Source organism: Providencia sp. UF-224 (assembly GCF_058245955.1).
In genome coordinates, this window is the sequence record NZ_JBSICC010000039.1 from 1 (window position 1) to 20,893 (window position 20,893).

General features: G+C 44.1%; 17 protein-coding genes. 12 read left to right on the top strand and 5 right to left on the bottom strand.

Annotated features, from left to right (window positions below; genetic code table 11):
• On the bottom strand, positions 1 to 3,608 hold a 3,608-nt coding region (locus AC4IFO_RS20860; RefSeq protein WP_490737301.1), incomplete at its 3' end, for an inverse autotransporter beta domain-containing protein.
• A 246-nt stretch (positions 3,609 to 3,854) separates the two neighbouring features.
• On the opposite strand from AC4IFO_RS20860, the gene rnz reads away from it, so the two are divergent.
• Complete coding sequence (gene rnz, locus AC4IFO_RS20865) at positions 3,855 to 4,769, top strand: ribonuclease Z (protein ID WP_490737303.1); 915 nt, start codon at positions 3,855 to 3,857, stop codon at positions 4,767 to 4,769.
• Positions 4,770 to 4,892: 123 nt separating this feature from the next.
• Here the strand turns inward: rnz and deoR are convergent, their stop codons facing one another.
• Together deoR and deoC are read right to left on the bottom strand one after the other, a co-directional pair.
• Positions 4,893 to 5,672, bottom strand: coding sequence for a DNA-binding transcriptional repressor DeoR (gene deoR, locus AC4IFO_RS20870; protein WP_219245562.1), 780 nt, complete (start codon positions 5,670 to 5,672; stop codon positions 4,893 to 4,895).
• Positions 5,673 to 5,727: 55 nt separating this feature from the next.
• Complete coding sequence (deoC, locus tag AC4IFO_RS20875) at positions 5,728 to 6,396, bottom strand: deoxyribose-phosphate aldolase (protein ID WP_490737305.1); 669 nt, start codon at positions 6,394 to 6,396, stop codon at positions 5,728 to 5,730.
• A 168-nt stretch (positions 6,397 to 6,564) separates the two neighbouring features.
• Here deoC and rbsK point away from each other — a divergent pair, with 168 nt between their 5' ends.
• From rbsK to AC4IFO_RS20890, 3 genes are all read left to right on the top strand, one after another.
• Positions 6,565 to 7,494: a ribokinase gene (gene rbsK / locus AC4IFO_RS20880; protein WP_219245564.1), complete on the top strand. Its 930-nt coding sequence runs from the start codon at positions 6,565 to 6,567 to the stop codon at positions 7,492 to 7,494.
• A gap of 107 nt (positions 7,495 to 7,601) precedes the next feature.
• Positions 7,602 to 8,909, top strand: coding sequence for an L-fucose:H+ symporter permease (fucP, locus tag AC4IFO_RS20885; protein ID WP_490737308.1), 1,308 nt, complete (start codon positions 7,602 to 7,604; stop codon positions 8,907 to 8,909).
• Between the two features lie 57 nt (positions 8,910 to 8,966).
• Positions 8,967 to 9,983, top strand: coding sequence for an aldose 1-epimerase family protein (locus AC4IFO_RS20890; protein ID WP_490737310.1), 1,017 nt, complete (start codon positions 8,967 to 8,969; stop codon positions 9,981 to 9,983).
• Positions 9,984 to 10,017: 34 nt separating this feature from the next.
• Here the strand turns inward: AC4IFO_RS20890 and AC4IFO_RS20895 are convergent, their stop codons facing one another.
• Positions 10,018 to 10,425 (bottom strand): DUF2750 domain-containing protein, encoded by a 408-nt coding sequence (locus AC4IFO_RS20895; protein WP_490737312.1) that lies wholly within the window; start codon positions 10,423 to 10,425, stop codon positions 10,018 to 10,020.
• A 141-nt stretch (positions 10,426 to 10,566) separates the two neighbouring features.
• On the opposite strand from AC4IFO_RS20895, the gene AC4IFO_RS20900 reads away from it, so the two are divergent.
• The 7 genes from AC4IFO_RS20900 to dusA all read left to right on the top strand — a co-directional run bounded on the left by AC4IFO_RS20900 (position 10,567) and on the right by dusA (position 18,143).
• Positions 10,567 to 11,586: a mechanosensitive ion channel family protein gene (locus AC4IFO_RS20900; protein ID WP_490737314.1), complete on the top strand. Its 1,020-nt coding sequence runs from the start codon at positions 10,567 to 10,569 to the stop codon at positions 11,584 to 11,586.
• 272 nt (positions 11,587 to 11,858) lie between these two features.
• Positions 11,859 to 14,018: an ornithine decarboxylase gene (locus AC4IFO_RS20905; protein ID WP_490737316.1), complete on the top strand. Its 2,160-nt coding sequence runs from the start codon at positions 11,859 to 11,861 to the stop codon at positions 14,016 to 14,018.
• A gap of 97 nt (positions 14,019 to 14,115) precedes the next feature.
• Positions 14,116 to 15,051, top strand: a complete 936-nt coding sequence (gene uriH, locus AC4IFO_RS20910; RefSeq protein WP_490737318.1) for a uridine-preferring nucleoside hydrolase UriH — start codon at positions 14,116 to 14,118, stop codon at positions 15,049 to 15,051.
• A 3-nt stretch (positions 15,052 to 15,054) separates the two neighbouring features.
• A complete protein-coding gene (locus tag AC4IFO_RS20915) occupies positions 15,055 to 15,528 on the top strand; it encodes a DUF6882 domain-containing protein (protein WP_490737320.1) in 474 nt (157 codons plus the stop codon).
• A 97-nt stretch (positions 15,529 to 15,625) separates the two neighbouring features.
• The gene (locus AC4IFO_RS20920) at positions 15,626 to 16,420 is read left to right on the top strand and encodes an inositol monophosphatase family protein (RefSeq protein ID WP_490737322.1); all 795 of its coding nucleotides are present in this window, start codon (positions 15,626 to 15,628) and stop codon (positions 16,418 to 16,420) included.
• A 226-nt stretch (positions 16,421 to 16,646) separates the two neighbouring features.
• Positions 16,647 to 16,856: a YdgH/BhsA/McbA-like domain containing protein gene (locus AC4IFO_RS20925; RefSeq protein ID WP_219245572.1), complete on the top strand. Its 210-nt coding sequence runs from the start codon at positions 16,647 to 16,649 to the stop codon at positions 16,854 to 16,856.
• Positions 16,857 to 17,141: 285 nt separating this feature from the next.
• Positions 17,142 to 18,143, top strand: a complete 1,002-nt coding sequence (dusA, locus tag AC4IFO_RS20930; RefSeq protein WP_490737325.1) for a tRNA dihydrouridine(20/20a) synthase DusA — start codon at positions 17,142 to 17,144, stop codon at positions 18,141 to 18,143.
• Between the two features lie 61 nt (positions 18,144 to 18,204).
• Here the strand turns inward: dusA and AC4IFO_RS20935 are convergent, their stop codons facing one another.
• Complete coding sequence (locus tag AC4IFO_RS20935; RefSeq protein ID WP_490737327.1) at positions 18,205 to 19,188, bottom strand: quinone oxidoreductase; 984 nt, start codon at positions 19,186 to 19,188, stop codon at positions 18,205 to 18,207.
• A 214-nt stretch (positions 19,189 to 19,402) separates the two neighbouring features.
• On the opposite strand from AC4IFO_RS20935, the gene dnaB reads away from it, so the two are divergent.
• Positions 19,403 to 20,815 carry a replicative DNA helicase gene (gene dnaB / locus AC4IFO_RS20940; protein WP_219245576.1) on the top strand — a complete coding sequence of 471 codons (1,413 nt, stop codon included), beginning with the start codon at positions 19,403 to 19,405 and terminating at the stop codon, positions 20,813 to 20,815.
• Positions 20,816 to 20,893 lie beyond the last annotated feature (78 nt).

Sequence of the window (20,893 nt, forward strand, 5' to 3'; positions counted from 1 at the left end):
GAAACGGGGGCAGGTGGCTGTACATTCAGGGTTTCTTTATTGGAATCCTTGCCATTCACGGAAACATTGATTTGTTTGTCGCCACTTTGCTGCGCAGGCAGTTCGGCGGTGTAGCTACCGTCGGTATTTGGGGTCACTGGCAAGGTGTGTTTGTCGTTGCCAATGGTGACTTCGATATTTTGTACATCCTTGACAGGATTGCCATTTTTATCGGTGAGCTCCACTTTGATGGTGGGCTTGTCCCCCGCGTTCGGGGTTTTTGTGTTTGGCGTAACAACGATATTTTGCACACTGTTGTTGCCCGTCGCGTTACCCACGGTGATGTCAGTTTTTTGGCTGGAAACTCCGTTCAGTGAGGCGGTTACATCGATATTGCCGAGGTCTTTGAGTGGCACCTGAGCGGTGTAGCTGCCATCATTGTTATCGACCCAATTTAAGGTATCGCCTTTTAGGCTGCCTAAGTGAAGGTTATTTTTGTCTAACCCTTTGATGCCGTTACCAAAGGTATCTGTTGCTGTTACCGTGACCTCAAGGGTATCCCCAGATTTTAGTCCTGAGGTTGAGCCTGTTGTGATCTCGAGTGTCTTGACGACCCCTTTCTGATCTTGTTGCCCTTGGTTGTTTGGTGAAACGGGGGCAGGTGGCTGTACATTCAGGGTTTCTTTATTGGAATCCTTGCCATTCACGGAAACATTGATTTGTTTGTCGCCACTTTGCTGCGCAGGCAGTTCGGCGGTGTAGCTACCGTCGGTATTTGGGGTCACTGGCAAGGTGTGTTTGTCGTTGCCAATGGTAACCTCGATATTTTGCACATCCTTGACAGGATTGCCGTTTTTGTCGGTAAGCTCCACTTTGATGGTCGGCTTGTCCCCCGCATTTGGGGTTTTTGTGTTTGGCGTAACAACGATATTTTCAACTGTGGAAATATCCGTATTATGGCTGACCGTTAAAACGGTTTTCGGGCTAAATATGCCATTCACATTTGCGGTGATATCAATATCACCAATAGTTGTTAAGGAAAGATTAAGAGCATAGTCACTATGCCCATCATCACGCCAGCCAAGGTCTTTTCCTTTCATATTTCCTAGGTGAATGTGATCAGAGTCGATATCTTCGATTGCATTACCAAAAATATCTTTTAGTGTGACCATGATCAGGGGGGTTTCACCTGATTTAAATGTCGTACGATCAGGGTTAATGTGTATCTCTATGCTATCAACGACACCTAAAGTTCCAATTAAACCCTTCCCGTCAGGGGTAACAGATTTAACAGAAGTTGCTACGCGAGTGGTAAAAGTATGCTCAAGGGAGATAACTTTGCCAATAGCAATTTGGATTTTATGCTCTCCTGCTTGTTGAGCTGAGATAGTCGTGGCATATATTCCTTTATCAACATCAACAGGCCAAATTTGGGTTGATTCTGTATTTTTATCAATAGTTACAGTGACATCATTATTAGCATTGATTATTGGGTTGTTTTGATTATCAAGTAATTGAAATAAAGCTCGGCTTTCCCTACCCGCATTGACTTTATCTACCTCTAGGATAGAAATCCGATGTGTCTTTCCACTCACGAACTCAACAGCTTGAGTTTCATTATGATGACTTACTGAAGCTGTAATTTCACTCACCCCTGCTTTGAAACTGGTTAATGTTACTTCAACAATTCCATCTTCATTGGTGATTGCTTTATCGACTACCTTGGCATGGGTTGCTGAAAAGAGAACCTCTTGGTCAGTGATGGGATTTCCATTATTATCAGTAACATAGACTTTTACTGAATTGGTCGTATTGCCATCAGCAACAGCCCCCGTCTGAGTCACAATAAAGTGACGGATATGTGCTTCAGTAATATCCGACTTGAAAACGACTTGAGCTTTTACTGGCTGATGACTGCCAGTGTAAGCACCCACTTCGTATGTCCCTGCAACCTGTGATGTAAACTGGACCTGTGCTTCACCTTTTGAATTGGTGGTTGTCGTGTATTCCCATGGTTTAGCGACTTTCATCGCTTGCATTTTTTTGCGGAGTTCCCGATGAAATTCAGGTTGGGTTGCTGCACCAGTTTTTGTTTTTTGCGCGGCAAGTGTTAGCGCGTTTGGTAAAATAAAGACCACTTTTGCGCTAGGCACGACGTTTCCATGAGAGTCTTTGACAACGACATTGATGCTGTTGACATCATTACCATTGGCGAGGCCTTTTCCTTGGGATTTAATATCATTGGGGCTAATGCTAATGACCCCTGCATTGGTAATTTCAATTAACGTTTCTGCAACGGGGGATGTATTACCTTTGGTATCAAAGGCGGTTCCTTGTAAGCGGTAACGGTTAAGCTTTTGAGCAGCTTCCGCCGTATTGGCGGTTTTATAAGTTGGTAAAATGACGGTCGCGGTTTGATCGGTAGAACTGATTGAACCACCCGCAGCCAGTAACTCAGGTGCTTGCCATTCAATTTGCTTAAGCGGGTATTTACTACTGAAAGATTTTACAAGCGAAATAGCTTGCCCAGTTTCACCCTGAATTTTGGCGGGTAATGACAGGTGCAATAAGGTTTTCTTTTGGTAATCGAGAATAATATTGTTATTACGCTCGACAAAATCATAGCGGTTCCCTGATAGACGACGAGCATCAGCCACTTTAGTTGGATCTAAATGATGAGCTAAGCTTTTACCAAGCGTCCACGTAAATTGAATTTTAGCCTGAGTCTCTTTTTTGCCCTGACTCCCGATTTTATGGTTAGCATTAAGGGTTAGTAACGGGAATGGTGTCCAGTGAGCGCCGATAGTTGCTGCTTTCGGATTTTTTTGACGTTTTGTTTTTCCGAAGAGTGCAACGCTATCACCATAATATTGTTCATATTTAAGGTTTCCACCCAAGTGTGGATAATCAGGTAACCAACCTTCTGCTTGGATATCCCAACCATTGGCTGGCTTGGCATTGAAATCATGGTTTAATTCAGAAGTGCTTTTCCATGAGCTTAAAGCGAAGTAGGTATTGGCGTTAACTTTAAGATAATCTTGCCAGTATTCCACGCCAACGCCTGCTCGTGTATGGTACTGAGAAAGGTCGTGGTCGATAAACGCATTAATACCAAGCGTATTTTTTTCATAAAAACGGCGTAAGCCAATGCCATTATTTGTTTGCAGTCGGCCATCATTGCGATGAACACTATGCTGTGTAAATAGCAGAGTGTCGGGTTGATCATACCAAGGGATCAGCCAATCCAATTGGGAGTTTTTAACGGATAATTTCTTATCAAGATTAATGCTTAGTTTGGCATTACCGGCTTTAGATAACCAACCCTCAATCTCTTTTGTGGCTTCATTCGCAGCTTTATTCCGTGCGTAATTCTGCGCCATATCGGACAGATCTTTAGTCTTTTTCTTCTGTGAAAGAAAAGTTCCCAGTGTTTTACTGTACTCGGCGACTAAACGTTCCGTATTGTCTTCAGCAATAATATTGTCGCTGCCTAATGTTGGCAGGTCATTGTTATCCAACATTTTTGCATAACTGGGGATAACGGGCATAATGGCGGATGACCAGATTGCCGTAAATATGACAAAGCCGTTAGCGATTTTTTGTTTAACGGTTAAAGAAGCGGGGCTCATTCAATGTATTCCTAATAGCGAAAATTAACGCGGCTATTTTGGAATGCACCTTAGGGTAAGAGCTTGTGAATTAATTTGACTTAAAAAGAAGCGAATTTTGCAAGTTGGAAAAGATAAGAATGTTAGGTCTTGTCGCGACGAAAATTACAAGAAGAAAAAGGCAATGCAAAAAACAACGTTAATCTAATTGGAAAACTTTGGAATCTTTTCTTCGCAATATAAAACAAAGAGATAGATAGAGGAATTATGGAACTGACTTTTTTGGGCACCAGTGCTGGCGTGCCAACAAAGGAACGGAATGTCACCAGTATGATATTAAATTTGGTCGGCATTCGAAAAAGTTATTGGCTGTTTGACTGTGGTGAGGGGACACAGCACCGCATCCTCAATAGCCCATTTAAAGCGCCAAAAATTGAGAAGATATTTATTACCCATTTGCACGGTGACCATATTTTTGGGTTGCCAGGGCTATTGTGCAGCCGCTCAATGGGAGGCTCGACAGACCCTTTAACACTTTATGGGCCTAAAGGGCTCAAGCAATATATTGAAACGGTGTTGTCCATCAGTGTGTCTTATATGACTTACCCGCTTGAAATTATTGAGATTGAAGCGGGTCAATTATTTGATGATGGTGAGTTGATTGTAACGGCTTACCCCCTTGATCACCGTGTAGAATGTTATGGCTATCGCATTGAAGAACACGCCAAAAGTGGGCCGCTAGAGGCGAGCAAATTGGCGAGTGATAACATTCCCCGTGGCCCATGGATGCAAGCACTCAAAGCGGGAGAAACCATTACTCTGGAAGATGGCCGTGTGGTGAATGGCGCAGATTACCTAGGTGAGCCTATCCCCGGTAAAGTTATTGCTATTTTTGGTGACACGCAACCAACCCCACTGGCGTTTGAGCTGGCTAAAAATGCGGATGTGATGGTGCATGAAACCACGTTAGAAGCGGCTTTTGCAGAAAAAGCTAACGAACGAGGTCATTCAACAACAGTCCAAGCGGCACAATTAGCCCGTGAGGCTGGGGTAAAACGTTTTATTGCCACCCATTTGAGTGGGCGTTATATGAGCGAAGATATTCCAAGGCTACTCGCAGAATGCCAAGCTGAATTTGCAGCAACCCAAATCGCGGAAGATTATTTGACGGTGAAGATTTGACGCCATTTTTATAATGTGTCGAAAAATCAGTAAAAAACGTACACATTTTGGCGTTGTGTTGATTGAGTCGACACGTCGATAAAACGTGTCGAAAAATACGCTCTAAATAGACAAATAGCGTGTTTAGTAAATCACTTTGACAAACCCATTGCGGCAGTATGTTTCATACTCATCAGAAAGCTGCCTGTTTGTGACTATCACATCAAATTGTGACAATTCCCCCATATTGGCTGTCGCTACTTCATCAAACAAGTTATAAGGCGCCAATAAAATTTTACGGATGGATTTTTCCATCGCTTTTTTCTTCATCGGTAAATCGTCGATATTATAACAAGTTACGCCATAAGTACCGTGGACACCTGCGGCGGAAATAAAGGCTTTTTTGGGGTTGATTGAGTCAAGCAAGGAAGGCAAAGAAGGGTTGTAAAATGAGTCACTTTTGGGACGATATTCACCGCCACACAATAAGGCAGTGGCATTTTTTTTCTGGCTAAGGGCGAGAAAAACGTTATGGGAATAACAAATTCCCGTAAAGCTGATTTCTTCAGGGATAAGAGAAATCAAGGTTGCCATTTCAATGCCATTATCAAAGAAAATAACGTCATCCTCTGTGACCATACTGGCTGCGAGGTTAGGAATGTAGAGTTCTTCGGTTTGATCTGGTGTGAAAACATCGGCTTGCTGCTCTTGGGCAACTAAGTTAGCAGGTTGGGTAACAGAAACAATATAGCCACCAAGCAGTGACATCGGAATAGGGCCTTCTGCATCTGCGCTGAGGTCTCGGCGAATGGTCATTTCAGAGACTTCGAGTATCCTAGCAGCTTCTTTTAGATGAATGCGTCCTGAACGTTTCAAACATTCACTTAAGCGGCGAAGGCGTTCTTTTTGTTTAGTTTCTATCACCCTACAATCCTTTTATGAGATACAAAATTGGCGCGGTTAGACCGCGCCCCATCACTTAGTAGTCACTCGGCTTGGTTGCCGTTCCTGTGACAATTGCAACACTGGCACTTGCACCAACACGGTTTGCGCCTGCTTCAATCATTTTAATCGCCGTTTCACGGTCACGTACGCCACCGGATGCTTTTACGCCCACTTCGCTGCCAACCACTTTACGCATTAACGCAACATGGTGTTCGGTTGCACCCATTGTACTGAAACCTGTTGAAGTTTTCACAAAACCGACGTTAATTGTGCGGCAAATTTCACAAACTTGGGTAATTTCTTCATCCGTTAACAGGCAATTTTCTAAAATTACTTTTAATGTGGCATTGCCGCAGGCGGCAAATACGGCTTCAATGTCTTTACGGACAAAGTCTAAATCGCCACTCTTTAACATGCCAACGTTAATCACCATATCCACTTCATCTGCACCACGGCGTACCGCTTCAGCCGCTTCAAACGCTTTTGCTTCGGTTAAGCAGGCACCTAATGGAAAGCCTACCACACAGCAAACTTTGACGTCGCTGTTTTTTAAAAGCTCACTAGCTAAAGGAACATACCCTGTATTCACACATACGGAAGCAAAGTGGTATTCAGCCGCTTCTGCACATAATTTTGTGATATCACTGACAGTCGCGTTAGCAGCAAGTAAAGTGTGATCAATATATTTTGCTAAGTCTTGCATTTTCAACTTTCCTATATAAATGTGGGATAGACAACAAAGAATGAGGAAATGTGGTAGATGTAACACTTGATCATTCGTTATTCGAGATCCTAATCACAAATGATATTTTTGCAACATGATAATGTTACTATCATATCATTATGTGATTTATTTAACACGAGGGGCATCATGGATATAGCAGTTATTGGTTCAAACATGGTTGATTTGATCACTTACATCGATCAAATGCCAAAAGAAGGCGAAACGTTAGAAGCGCCCGCTTTCAAAATTGGTTGTGGTGGTAAAGGTGCGAATCAGGCGGTTGCCGCTGCTAAATTAAATTCGAAAGTGATTATGTTAACCAAAGTTGGGGATGACATTTTCGCGGATAACACCATCCGTAACCTTGAATCTTACGGTATTAACACCCGTTATGTTGAAAAAGTACCTTGCACATCAAGCGGTGTTGCGCCGATTTTCGTCAATCAAAACTCATCAAACAGTATTTTGATCGTTAAAGGAGCCAACAAATTCTTATCACCGGAAGATATCGACCGTGCAGCGGAAGATCTGAAAAAATGTAAGTTGATCGTCCTGCAATTAGAAGTGCAGTTAGAAACGGTTTACCACGCAATCTCATTTGGTAATAAAAATGGCATCCCTGTGCTGCTTAACCCAGCCCCTGCGCAGCGTTCGCTCGATCTGGATTTTGCTTGCCGGTGTGATTTCTTTGTCCCAAATGAAACGGAATTAGAAATTTTAACCAATATGCCAGTAGACACGATGGATAACGTCCGCCGTGCAGCACAATCTCTGCTGGATAAAGGGTTGAAAAACCTCATTGTGACCTTAGGGGAAAAAGGCGCTCTGTGGATGACCCGCGATAGCGAGTTACATATACCGGCAATCAAAGTGAATGCCATCGATACGAGTGGTGCGGGGGATGCCTTTATCGGCTGTTTCTCTCATTACTATGTACACACGGGAAATATTGAAGAAGCACTGAAAAAAGCAGTGATGTTTTCTGCATTTAGTGTGACAGGGAAAGGGACTCAATCTTCTTATCCAAGTGTTGAGCAATTCAATGAATTTGTGCAAATCAACACTTCAAACGCATAGCTAAATAATAAAACTCAACGTAGCTGAATACCCTTTGATGTATTAATCCGCCATTAGAGCTGAATAGGAACTCATAGGGTATAAATTATAAAAATATAAGGGTTACTATGAACATTAAGAACATCACTCAGTTACCTGATGGGTACCTGAGCCGGACTCCTCTATTCCAATTTATCCTACTATCGTGCTTATTCCCTCTGTGGGGATGCGCCGCCGCATTAAATGATATTTTAATTACCCAGTTTAAAAGTGTCTTTGAACTCAGTAACTTCGCGTCAGCTTTAGTACAAAGTGCGTTCTATGGCGGGTACTTTTTAATCGCTATTCCAGCCTCTTTAGTGATCAAAAAAACCAGTTATAAATATGCGATTATGGTGGGGTTAATTCTCTATATCGCCGGTTGCAGTATGTTCTTCCCTGCATCCCATATGGCGACTTATACCATGTTCTTGGCGGCAATCTTCGCCATTGCGATTGGTTTAAGCTTCCTTGAGACCGCGGCGAACACTTACAGCTCAATGATTGGCCCTAAGCAATACGCCACATTGCGCTTAAATATCAGCCAAACGTTCTACCCAATCGGTGCTGCGGGTGGGATCTTACTGGGCAAATATTTAGTGTTCTCTGAAGGGGATAGCTTACAAAGCCAGATGGCAGGCATGAATGCAGAGCAAATTCATGAATTCCGCTTAGCGATGTTGGAAAACACCCTCGAACCTTACCGTTACATGATTATGGTATTGGTCGTCGTGATGATCCTCTTCCTCATTACCAAGTTCCCGAAATGTAAAGTGGCAGAAACCCAAGATCATAAACGCCCAACCGCATTAGAAACCTTAAGATATTTAGCAAAAAATAGTCGCTTTAGAAAAGGGATCATCGCCCAGTTTTTATATGTAGGTATGCAAGTTGCGGTCTGGTCATTCACTATTCGTTTAGCGCTGGAAATGGGCGATATTAACGAACGTGATGCCTCGAATTTCATGGTGTACAGCTTTGCATGTTTCTTTATTGGTAAGTTTATCGCCAATATCTTAATGACTCGCTTTAATGCAGAAAAAGTCCTGATTATTTACTCGGTGATTGGTGCACTGTTCTTGATTTATGTTGCATTTATTCCGAGCTTCACTGCGGTCTATGCAGCGGTGATGGTGAGTATTCTGTTTGGGCCTTGCTGGGCAACCATTTATGCAGGCACATTGGATACGGTAGATAACGAACACACTGAAATGGCAGGTGCGGTGATTGTGATGGCAATTGTCGGCGCTGCTGTCGTACCCGCTATTCAGGGTTACGTGGCTGACGTACTGCACTCTTTGCAACTCTCTTTCTTAGTCTCCATGCTGTGCTTTGTGTATGTCGGTATTTACTTTGTGGGTGAACGCCGCTTTAAAGCCAAACAAGAGGCTAAATAACGTCTAGCTTGGGTGGTGAAAGCTGCCCAATTCTCTTAACTCACCGTGAGTATGAAAATGAATACACGAATTCCTCTTCACAAAAGCGTATTTACGGAAAACCCGACGCTTATTCTAAAAAATGACCAATTCACTGCCACCGCATTTCGTTATCACACTGGCGTGGAAGGTTTACGTATTGAAAACCAACAAGGCTACTTAACTATTTTGCCTTTTCTCGGGCAAATGATTTGGGATGCTGAATTTTGTGGCCAAAATCTGAAAATGGAAAATATGTTTTCAGCGCCTAAATCAGTTCCTACAGTTATTGAGACCTATGGCTGCTTTGCTTTTCACTCAGGTTTAATCAGTAATGGCTGCCCTTCACCAGAGGATAATCACCCATTGCATGGCGAAATGCCTTGCGCCCCAATGGACAGTGCTTGGCTAGAATTGACTGAAAATTGTTTAAAAATTTGTGGTGAATATGAGTATATCATGGGGTTTGGCCATCATTACCGCGCTGCGCCGTCCGTTTCATTAACGGCGAATAGCTCGCTGTTTGATATTCATATGTCTGTGACTAACTTGGCTTCAGTGCCAATGCCGCTTCAATATATGTGCCATATGAATTATGCCTACGTGGATAATGCAACATTGACGCAAAACATTCCTGAACACGCGATTAAACTGCGTGAATCGATACCAGGACATGTGCACCCAACGGAAAAATGGCTCGAATTTAACGAAGCATTGAAATCTGGCGTAGTAAAATTAAACCAGCTTAACCAGCCACAAATGTGCGACCCAGAAATTGTGTTCTTTATGGATAATCTGAGCCAATACACAGAAAACCCTGAATTTAGAATGACATCGCTAGCGGGGAACACCTTTGTCACGCAATTTAAGTCCAGCGAACTGAACTCTGCAACACGGTGGATTTTATATAATGGCGACCAAAAAGTAGGGGCATTTGTATTGCCTGCAACGTGTCGACCAGAAGGTTTCTTGGCAGCGAAGAATAACCAAACCCTAATTTGGCTCGACGCAGGGCAAACCCGTGAATTTACGGTGACTACAGGTGTTGAACAGTAGTTTTTCACGACTAAAGGCAGCGAGATGCTGCCTTTTACTCATATTGCTGGCATTCATCTTTTAAATCGGCAAGTAACTGCGCGGCATCATTCACTGGTGTTTTTTTCCCATCAGGTTGCATCATTAGAGCGACCTTAATATTCGCTTCATGCATATCAGGTAAAATTTCTGTCATTAAGTGTTCAAGGGTAAATGGCATTGGCGTAAAATTTGTCCATTCGCCTGTTAAGCACAACTCCACATACGCTTTTGCAGGCCATAGGGGAAGAGAGAGGCACTTGCCATCATCCCATGTCGTGACGAGGTTCTGCCCATCGCCGATGCCCCAAACTTGCTGCCAATCGGCGATTTTTCCAACAAAGTAGCGGTACTTTTCGGGCGAACTTAACGCCGAAACATTTTGAATTTCTTTCTCATTAGGGGAAAATATTGGGCTATTCATTATTGGATGATCTAAAAAGTAATTGATAATTATTGGGATAATAATATTTATAATTGTTATCTTAATAACACGATAACGTCAAACAACACACAGTAAAACGATTAAAAAATATCTATCAGATGAATTTTAGGGCGGTTAGAGATGATAGAAGTATTACTTGAAAAATATGCCATTGGCATGACCATTATTGCAGTGTGTCTCATGCTGTATGTTGGTTTCGAGATATTCCATAAGCGACGTAAACATAAGCACAAACATAAAAGCATTATTATTCATATTATTCAAACGGTTGTATTATGTGGTATCGTGGTGGTAGCTGCGCAATATGTAGACATGGCCGCGGCAGATTTTGATTTGAATTTTATTTCCACCCCATTGGTTAATTTTATCACGATCGCATTAATTGCTTTGATTTTAATGCGAAAATTATTCCAGCTTGCCAACCGATTAGAAAAAACACAAATTAAAAAAGGCAGTGACCCCACTTCGGCTCGTATCGTTGCTCGGGTGTTCAAAACCACCGTATTTGTCATTATGGTTCTGTTATTTGGTGAACATTTTGGCTTGAGTCTGTCAGGGTTGATGGCGTTTGGTGGCATCGGCGGTATTGCTATCGGCATGGCGGGTAAAGATATCTTGAGTAACTTTTTCTCAGGGTTGATGCTGTATTTTGACCGACCATTTAACATTGGGGATTGGGTCAGTTCGCCCGATCGAAACATTGAAGGAACGGTAGTGGAAATTGGCTGGCGGATCACCAAGATCATCACCTTTGACCATCGGCCATTGTATATCCCCAACTCGGTATTTTCGTCCATTAGTGTGGAAAACCCTGGGCGCATGACCAACCGGCGGATCAAAACGGAAATCGGCTTACGTTACGAAGATTCCGATAAAATTGGTGCGATCGTCGACGATATTCGCACGATGTTGCAGCAAGATGAAAATATCGATACCAGCCAAACGCTGCTGGTGTATTTTGATGCGTTTGCGGATTCGTCGTTAAATATTATGGTGTACTGCTTTACCAAAACCACGGTTTGGGCAGAGTGGTTAGCGGCGCAACAGGGTGTTTATTTAAAGATCATTGAGATTGTTAAGCGCCACGGTGCAGATTTCGCTTTCCCATCACAAACATTGTATGTGGAAAAAAACCACTAACGTCCCATACAGGATAAATTGACCGACTGATTTCATAGATTACGGTTATTAGTTGGTCATTTTATCTGTAAATTTAAACTTATTTGATTTTATATTTCGGTGGAGTTATTGAGAGGCATGAATATTTTTATGCTATTAACCAGTGGCTTATAAAAAATATTCGACTCCACGTGTTTTCCATTTTTTTACCACAGCGCAAATCATTCCAATTCCCTGATCTATCAAGTATATTGACCGCCTCTTTTCCTCAGCTAACTAAGAGCCAGACTGCTATGAACAAAATCAATGTGGCATGTAGCCAGGGGGTCGCAATCTATTTCACTAACCAATTTCAGTGGGTAGATATTCGCGATGCACAGTTAAACAATATTGCTGCGGTGGTGCTATCTGAACAAGATGCCAACCAAGGGCTGTGGGAAAGGATCGCACAGAGTAAACTGAGTATTCCGCTGTTTATCATCAGTGATAAACAGCTACCAACAGATGAAAATTTACCGCCTTATATCACTGCATTACTGCCACCAGCGCCCTCCGAGCGGGAAGAAAACAGTCGCCAATTGCTTGATGCTGCAAATCAGTATCTTGAGCAGTTATTACCGCCATTTTTTGCACGAATGATGGATTATGCTGCGGGTCATAACGTCACATTTGCCTGCCCGGGCCACCAAGGTGGGCAATTTTTCCGCCGCCACCCAACGGGTGAGCAATTTTACCAATTTTATGGTGAGAATTTATTCCGTACGGATTTATGCAATGCGGATGTGGCGATGGGGGATTTGCTCATCCACGAAGGTGCAGCAAAAGAAGCCCAAAAGTTTGCGGCAAAAGTGTTTAATGCAGACAAAACCTATTTTGTCCTCAATGGCACATCGTCTTCCAATAAAGTGGTGCTTAATGCGTTATTAACACCGGGTGATTTGGTGTTATTTGACCGCAATAACCATAAATCCAACCACCATGGTGCGCTAATTCAAGCGGGTGCAACCCCCGTTTATTTAGAAACCGCGCGCAACCCGTTTGGCTTTATTGGTGGCATAGATGCGCATTGTTTTGAAGAGCATTATTTACGTGAGTTAATCCAAGATGTGATGCCGGAAAAAGCGCAGCAAACGCGGCCTTTTCGCTTGGCGGTGATCCAGCTTGGTACATACGACGGCACGGTGTACAACGCAAGGCAAGTGGTCGATAAAATCGGTCACTTATGCGATTATATTTTGTTCGATTCGGCGTGGGTCGGCTATGAACAATTCATCCCAATGATGCGCCAGTGTTCACCATTGTTGCTTGAATTAAATGAAAACGACCCGGGTATTATGGTTACCCAGTCAGTACACAAGCAGCTGGCGGGTTTTTCACAAGCGTCACAGATTCACAAAAAAGATAACCATATCAAAGGGCAAGAACGTTTTGTTTCCCATAAGAAACTGAACAATGCCTTTATGATGCACGCCTCGACCAGCCCATTTTATCCCTTATTTGCTTCGTTAGATGTTAATGCGCGCATTCACCAAGGGGAAGCGGGTGAAATGATGTGGATGGATTGCGTGAAAACAGGTATTGAAGTGCGCAAATCAATTTTCCAGCATTGCCGCTACTTTAGGCCATTTGTACCTGAATTGATTGAGGGTAAAGCGTGGCATGAATACCCGACTGAGCAAATTGCTTCTGAGCAGCGTTTCTTTAATTTTATTCCAAAGGAACGTTGGCACGCCTTTGAGGGGTATGCCCAAGACCAATATTTCGTCGACCCATGCAAACTGATGCTAACAACACCGGGTATTGATGTGGAAAGTTGGGAATATGAGTCTTTTGGCGTTCCTGCGACTATTTTGGCGCATTTTTTACGTGAGCACGGTGTGATCCCCGAAAAATGCGACTTAAACTCGATTCTGTTTTTATTAACCCCGGCGGAAACGACGGAAAAACTCGCACTGTTAGTCTCCCATTTAGTGCGTTTCGAACAATTATTAGATGAAGATGCATTATTAGAAGATGTACTCCCATCGGTATATCAACGCTACCAAGCGCATTATCAAGGTTATACGTTACGCCGTTTATGCCAAGAAATGCACCAATTGAGCGTTAATGACAATATCAAGCAGCTGCAAAAAGAGATGTTCCGCAAGGCACATTTCCCTGAAGTAAAAATGAACCCACAACAAGCGCATTTGGAATTTATACGTGGAAACTGCGAATTATTGCCACTCGATGAACTTGAAGGGCGCATTGCGGTAGAAGGCGCATTGCCATACCCACCGGGCGTTTTGTGTGTTGTGCCGGGGGAAGTGTGGTCAGGCCCTGTGCTGCGTTATTTCAAAGCACTTGAAGCAGGCATCAATGCATTACCGGGCTTTGCTCCTGAATTGCAAGGCGTGTATATTTCGAAAAACGAAGGCGAGAAAAAACGTGTCTATGCGCATGTTTTAAAATAATTTCCTTCGTATTCAGACTTTAAGCGTAGATTTTGCCTTATAGGGTGGTTACATTGGAGTTAGGGCCATCTCTGACTCCAATTTTATAAGGTAAGGTATGAGCAAAAAAATCATCCTCGATTGTGACCCGGGCCATGATGATGCTATCGCATTATTACTGGCTTACGGTAATCCTGATATCGATTTATTGGCTGTAACGACCGTTGCAGGTAACCAAACCCTTGAAAAAGTCACTCGTAATGCACTGGCAATTGCAGAAATGGCCAAGATCACGGGCATTCCTTTTGCTGCGGGCTCTGTTCGTCCGTTAGTTCGAGATATTGAAGTTGCACCAGATATTCACGGTGATTCAGGGCTAGATGGACCCATTTTACCCACACCAACTTTGCAACTTGATGCAAGGCACGCCGTTTCATTGATTATCGATACCATCATGTCACATCCCCCTAAAACAGTGACATTAGTCCCAACAGGGGCACTGACAAATATTGCACTGGCTGCACGCCTTGAACCGCGTATTGTTGAGCGGGTGAAAGAGGTGGTTTTGATGGGGGGCGGCTACCATGTGGGTAATTGGAGCGCCGTGGCGGAGTTCAATATCAAAATTGACCCTGAAGCGGCGCATATCGTCTTTAATGAAAAATGGCCATTGACGATGGTCGGGTTAGATTTGACCCACCAAGCACTGGCAACGCCTGATATCGTGAAAGAAATTGCGGCGATTGGTAGTGATTGTTCGCAGTTTGTCGTCGAACTGCTGGATTTTTTCGGCAAAATGTACAAACAAGCTCAAGGCTTTGATGCCCCACCTGTTCATGACCCTTGTGCGGTCGCCTATGTGATTGACCCTTCTGTGATGACCACGCAAAAAGTACCTGTGGATGTCGAACTGACGGGTTCGTTAACGCTTGGTATGACGGTTGCTGATTTCCGCCATCAAGCGCCAGCGGATTGCCATACTCAGGTTGCCGTCAAACTTGATCATCAGAAGTTTTGGCAGTTAATTGTGAATGCTTTAAAAAATATTGGATAATCAATGAGTAATGAATTAGAACAATTGCCCTACGAGGCATTGATTGAACGTAGCATGAATAGCTTGCAAGTGAAAAACCAATTTCATTGTGAGACATGGAAGCTGGATGAGGCTGATTGGTCGGTTGATCAAGACGAAGGCACGATTATCTTTCATGCCCCTGATAACATTATGGCGACAGCGCCTGTGCAGATTATTGGCACTTACGACCAAAGCCAAGGAAGTTGGATGTGGAGCTGGGCAAATACGTCAATTGATAGTGCGCTAGCTCAAGACGCAATTGCGGTAAAAGCTTATGGAGAGCGTAAAGATAATGCGTTACTGACAGCGCGGGTGAGCCAAATCGAAGAATATGATGCGTGGCAATTAACAGCACTCGCGTGCGAGCTAAACCAGCAGCAAGGTGTTTACCGTGGCATTGCTGGGCATACCTTGATTTTTATGACATTTGGTGATGTTTCCCTCCAACAAAACTAGTTTTTTGGTGCCTTGTTGCTACTCAATAAGGCACTTTCGCATCCTCACTAATTGGCTCTATTTTTTATACTTATTTTTTCTAAACGGGAGCTGCCTTATGCTAACAATTGCACTCGACGCTGCAAATTCAGTCAAAAACCTCGCGCTTGATGCTTTCCAAAGCGCAGGGAAATTCGATTACAAACCAGACCGCTCGGTGGTCACTGAAACGGATTTACGTGTTGAAGAACAAATCCGCGAACTATTTGCCAAGCGTACGCCAAACATACCCGTTTTAGGTGAAGAGTTCGGTTTTACTGGGGAGCAAAAATTTACCTCAGGCTGGGTGATTGACCCAATTGATGGGACTCGTGCATTTATCTATGGCGTACCACTGTTTAGTACTTTGATTGCATATGTGGAAAATGGTGAGCCATTACTCAGCGTGATCAGCTTCCCTGCGATTTCGACTATGGTATATGCATCCCAAGGAGAAGGGTGCTGGATAGATACCAGCGGGCAGCCGTTACGGCAGTTAACATTAGGGCAAGATTCGCCAAAATCACTTTCAAACTCGGTGATTAGTGCATCGGGTATCCATAGTAGCAGCTACAACCGCCGTGAGGGCACGCATGCGTATAACCTTGATGCGGTGGTGGGGCAAGCTCGTGATTTTATTTTCGCTAACGATGCATACCAGCATGCAATGGTTGCAGCAGGGCGTATTCATGGCGCAATTGATACCATTATGAAGCCATGGGACAGTGCCGCGTTAATTCCCTGTATTCGTGAAGCGGGCGGTGAAGTTTGTGCACTTAATGGCGAACGAGAGCAAGCCATGTTTGCGGGGAGCCTTTTGTCTGCCGCTAGCCCTGAGCTCGCAGACCAACTCATTGAATTGCTCAATAGCTAATCATCAATGGCGGGGTTGGTTTACCTCGCCATATCGTTGTCCATGATTCTGACCCTTCTATTTTCCTTCATCATTAAATTAAAACTAAGTGATTTTACTTGTTCAATTTATTTGAGAAAGATAAGCGATTTTATTAGCTTTAACTCAAATAACCTTTGGGGCTATGATACACCCATCGAAGGCAACACGGGTTGCCTCCCCAAATAAACACTGAAGGAATTATATTATGAACATGTTTAAAACTCTGATGGCAGCTTCTGTATTATCTATGATGGCATTTGGCGCTTCAGCAGCAACCTTAACTGCAACAAGCGATACACTGGACTCAGCCGAAGCGATTATTGCCGCTAAAGCAAAAGCAGCAGGTGCAGATAGCTACACAATTACCAGTGCTCGTATGGGTAATGTCGTCACGATGAGTGCAGAAACCAAATAATTTGGTGAATAGATGGACTCGTTGAAATATTTTATCTGAGTTTCGAGGTGAGTGTTGTCCTATTAGTGCAATCTAAATAAGGTGACTAAAAACTCAGTTAAAAACGTTCTATGCCCCCCTGATAGCGGAGAGATCCCTATCGGGGGTATTTTTTATACAAATCAATACGTAAGTTGATCTGCTTGAGTATGCACCACATCCAAGAATGTCTATGTTATAATGCCGCACTTTCTCGGCTCCTCGTTATATAGAGCTACCTAATCGCTTTTAACACACAAGAACACCATGCAGCAAAATACACCAAAACAAGGTTATCAAAATTTAAACCGCTTTTCCGTTGCGCCTATGCTCGATTGGACAGACCGCCATTGCCGCTATTTCCATCGCTTATTAAGCAAAAATACCTTGTTGTACACCGAAATGGTGACAACGGGGGCTATCATCTATGGAAAGGGAAATTACCTTGCGTTTAGTGAAGAAGAGCACCCTGTTTCATTGCAACTGGGTGGTAGCGACCCTGCGGCGTTAGCCCAATGCGCTAAGCTTGCTGAAGAGCGCGGTTACGATGAAATTAATTTAAATGTAGGTTGCCCATCTGACCGTGTGCAAAATGGCCGTTTTGGTGCGTGCTTGATGGGGGATGCGCAGTTAGTAGCGGATTGCATAAAAGCAATGCAAGACGTGGTATCCATTCCTGTAACGGTTAAAACTCGTATTGGTATTGATGAGCAAGATAGCTACGAATTTTTGTGTGATTTTATCGAGACTGTTTCTAGCAAGGGCGGCTGTGAAATGTTTATTATCCATGCACGCAAAGCATGGTTATCTGGCCTAAGCCCAAAAGAAAACCGCGAAATCCCTCCTTTAGATTACCCCCGTGTTTACCAATTAAAGCGTGATTTTCCGCATTTAACCATGGCGATTAACGGTGGCATTAAAACGCTGGAAGAAGCAAAAGAACACCTTCAATATTTAGATGGCGTGATGGTGGGGCGCGAAGCGTATCAAAACCCGTCTATTTTAACAGCGGTTGATAACCAATTGTTTGGTGAGCACTTTCCTGTGACAAATGGCATTGATGCTGTGCGGGCGATGTACCCGTATATTGAAAGTGAATTGGCTAAGGGCGCTTATTTAGGCCATATGACACGCCATATGTTAGGTATTTTCCAAGGTATCCCAGGGGCTCGCCAATGGCGTCGCCATCTAAGTGAAAACGCTCACAAAAAAGGCGCTGACTTAGCAGTGGTTGAGCAGGCTTTGGAGTTTGTAACTCGCGGTGAATAGCAGGTTGGCTACAAAGAAAAAGCGCCTAAATAGGCGCTTTTTTTGAATGACGAGAAAGCCATTACGGGATCAACAAGCTTGATCCTTGGGTTTTTCTCGACTCAATAGTGGTGTGGGCTGTTTGCGCGTCTTTCAGGGCAAAAATTTGCGATTGCGGTACATCCACATTCACATTGCCACTTAAAATCATATCAAACAACGCATTACTGGCTTGGTCTAGCTCAGCACGGTTAGTGACATACACCCCCAAAGATGGGCGAGTGACGTATAAGCCGCCTTTTTGGTTGAGAATACCCAAATTCACCCCTGTCACAGGGCCCGAGGCATTACCAAAACTCACCATCAACCCGCGACGTTTCAGTGAATCTAAAGAGGCAAGCCATGTAGATTGACCTACAGAATCGTATGCCACACTGACTTTTTCGCCTTGTGTGATCTCTTTAACGCGCGCCGCAATGTCCTCGGTTTGGTAGTTAATCACATCCCATGCGCCCGCTTCTTTTGCACGTAATGCTTTATCCGCAGAACCCACAGTACCAATCATTTTTGCGCCAAGTGCTTTTGCCCATTGGCAGGCAATTAAGCCCACACCACCTGCGGCAGCGTGGAACAAAAACACTTCATCACGTTGGAGTTGATATGTTTGATGGAATAAATAGTAGACTGTCATTCCTTTGAGTGAGCTCGCCGCGGCTTGTTCAAAGGTAATACCATCGGGTAAGTGGGCAACAGCGTGCTCCGGTACATTGTGCACTTCGCTGTATGCACCCAGTGGACCTTGGGCGTACACCACGCGGTCACCGGGTTTGAAACCTGTGACGTGGGCACCTGTTTTGACGACCACACCAGCCGCTTCAGTGCCGAGACCGCAGGGTAATTTGGCCACAGGGTAGAGGCCGCTACGAACGTAGGTGTCGATAAAATTGATGCCGATTGCGCGGTTTTCGATTTGAATTTCGTTATCGGCAGGTGCGGTTGGGGAATAATCTACAAAGTTTAGAACGTCAGCGCCACCATGCTGCGCGAACTCGATACGTTTTGCCATGACAATCTCCAATAAGGACCATTCAGTTTCGTTTACAATATCAATCGTTTTACTATAACGCCATGTTTCAATCAGAAGAATTATTGGTTTGTGCTTTTTGTTGAAAACGTTAGCAGGCAATTCTCTCGCCTGAAAGCGCAAAGAAAGCCACAACAAAAATCAGATTGGCGTATACTAGAAGCTGTTCGTTAATTATAGACTTGGAAGCAAATGTATGGCTAAAAAACCCTCATCGAATTTTAAAACAGATGCCCCACGGGACCACCAAATGGAAGGTTTGAAACTTCCCCCGCACTCTCTTGAGGCGGAGCAATCTGTTTTAGGCGGTTTGATGTTGGATAACGAACGCTGGGATACCGTCTCTGAACGGGTCACACACGCTGACTTTTTTAGCCGTCCTCACCGCACGATTTTCTCGCAGATGCAAATATTGCTAGAGCGGGGCAAGCCTATCGACTTAATTACCTTGTCAGAATCGTTAGAGCAAGAAGGTGAGCTTGATAGCGTCGGGGGCTTTGCCTACCTAGCTGAGTTATCAAAAAACACGCCAAGTGCGGCGAACATCAATGCTTATGCGGACATCGTTCGCGAACGTGCTGTTGTGCGTGACATGATTTCTGTTGCTAATGAAATTGCAGATGCGGGTTACGACCCACAAGGGCGTAGCAGTGAAGACTTGCTGGATTTAGCGGAAAGCAAAGTTTTCCAAATCGCGGAATCGCGCGCGAACAAAGATGAAGGGCCAAAAGGTATTGAAGCCATTTTGTCCGAAACGGTTGAAAAAATTGAGCAGCTCTACCAGCAACCTCATGATGGGGTGACAGGGGTTTCTACAGGTTATCAAGACCTTGATAAAAAAACTGCAGGGTTACAAGGCTCAGATTTAATTATCGTGGCAGCACGTCCATCCATGGGTAAAACCACCTTTGCGATGAACTTGTGTGAAAATGCGGCAATGACAGAAGAAAAGCCGGTGTTAATTTTCAGTTTAGAGATGCCCGGTAACCAGATCATGATGCGTATGCTCGCGTCACTTTCGCGCGTTGACCAAACGCGTATTCGTACTGGCCAATTAGACGATGAAGATTGGGCGCGTATTTCCAGTACCATGGGTATTTTGATGGAAAAGCGCAACATGTACATTGATGACTCATCCGGTCTGACACCTACAGAGGTGCGTTCCCGTGCGAGGCGTATTTACCGTGAACACGGTGGCTTAAGCCTGATCATGATTGACTACCTTCAGTTAATGCGTGTTCCTTCGCTCTCCGATAACCGTACCCTTGAAATTGCCGAGATCTCGCGCTCGCTCAAAGCCTTAGCGAAAGAGCTTAATGTGCCAGTGGTGGCGTTATCACAGCTTAACCGTAGCCTTGAGCAACGTGCGGATAAACGCCCAGTTAACTCCGACTTGCGTGAATCAGGGTCTATCGAGCAGGATGCGGACTTAATCATGTTTATCTACCGTGATGAGGTTTACCACGATAACAGCGAGCTCAAAGGGGTTGCGGAGATTATTTTAGGTAAGCAACGTAACGGGCCGATTGGTACGGTAAGGTTGACGTTTAACGGGCAGTGGTCGCGCTTTGATAACTACGCGGGACCTGCGTATAACGATGAAGACTAAATACTCGTCATATTTTGCGCTGTCGCGGTGTTGGCTACACTCAGCTACGCGGGTCACATACTTGTGTATGCTCCCCGC

Coding starts and splice junctions, on each gene's coding strand:
- rnz (WP_490737303.1), top strand. CDS start 3,855: ATGGAACTGACTTTTTTGGGCACCAGTGCTGGCGTGCCAACAAAGGAA.
- deoC (WP_490737305.1), bottom strand. CDS start 6,396: ATGCAAGACTTAGCAAAATATATTGATCACACTTTACTTGCTGCTAAC.
- rbsK (WP_219245564.1), top strand. CDS start 6,565: ATGGATATAGCAGTTATTGGTTCAAACATGGTTGATTTGATCACTTAC.
- fucP (WP_490737308.1), top strand. CDS start 7,602: ATGAACATTAAGAACATCACTCAGTTACCTGATGGGTACCTGAGCCGG.
- AC4IFO_RS20890 (WP_490737310.1), top strand. CDS start 8,967: ATGAATACACGAATTCCTCTTCACAAAAGCGTATTTACGGAAAACCCG.
- AC4IFO_RS20895 (WP_490737312.1), bottom strand. CDS start 10,425: ATGAATAGCCCAATATTTTCCCCTAATGAGAAAGAAATTCAAAATGTT.
- AC4IFO_RS20900 (WP_490737314.1), top strand. CDS start 10,567: ATGATAGAAGTATTACTTGAAAAATATGCCATTGGCATGACCATTATT.
- AC4IFO_RS20905 (WP_490737316.1), top strand. CDS start 11,859: ATGAACAAAATCAATGTGGCATGTAGCCAGGGGGTCGCAATCTATTTC.
- uriH (WP_490737318.1), top strand. CDS start 14,116: ATGAGCAAAAAAATCATCCTCGATTGTGACCCGGGCCATGATGATGCT.
- AC4IFO_RS20915 (WP_490737320.1), top strand. CDS start 15,055: ATGAGTAATGAATTAGAACAATTGCCCTACGAGGCATTGATTGAACGT.
- AC4IFO_RS20920 (WP_490737322.1), top strand. CDS start 15,626: ATGCTAACAATTGCACTCGACGCTGCAAATTCAGTCAAAAACCTCGCG.
- AC4IFO_RS20925 (WP_219245572.1), top strand. CDS start 16,647: ATGAACATGTTTAAAACTCTGATGGCAGCTTCTGTATTATCTATGATG.
- dusA (WP_490737325.1), top strand. CDS start 17,142: ATGCAGCAAAATACACCAAAACAAGGTTATCAAAATTTAAACCGCTTT.
- AC4IFO_RS20935 (WP_490737327.1), bottom strand. CDS start 19,188: ATGGCAAAACGTATCGAGTTCGCGCAGCATGGTGGCGCTGACGTTCTA.
- dnaB (WP_219245576.1), top strand. CDS start 19,403: ATGGCTAAAAAACCCTCATCGAATTTTAAAACAGATGCCCCACGGGAC.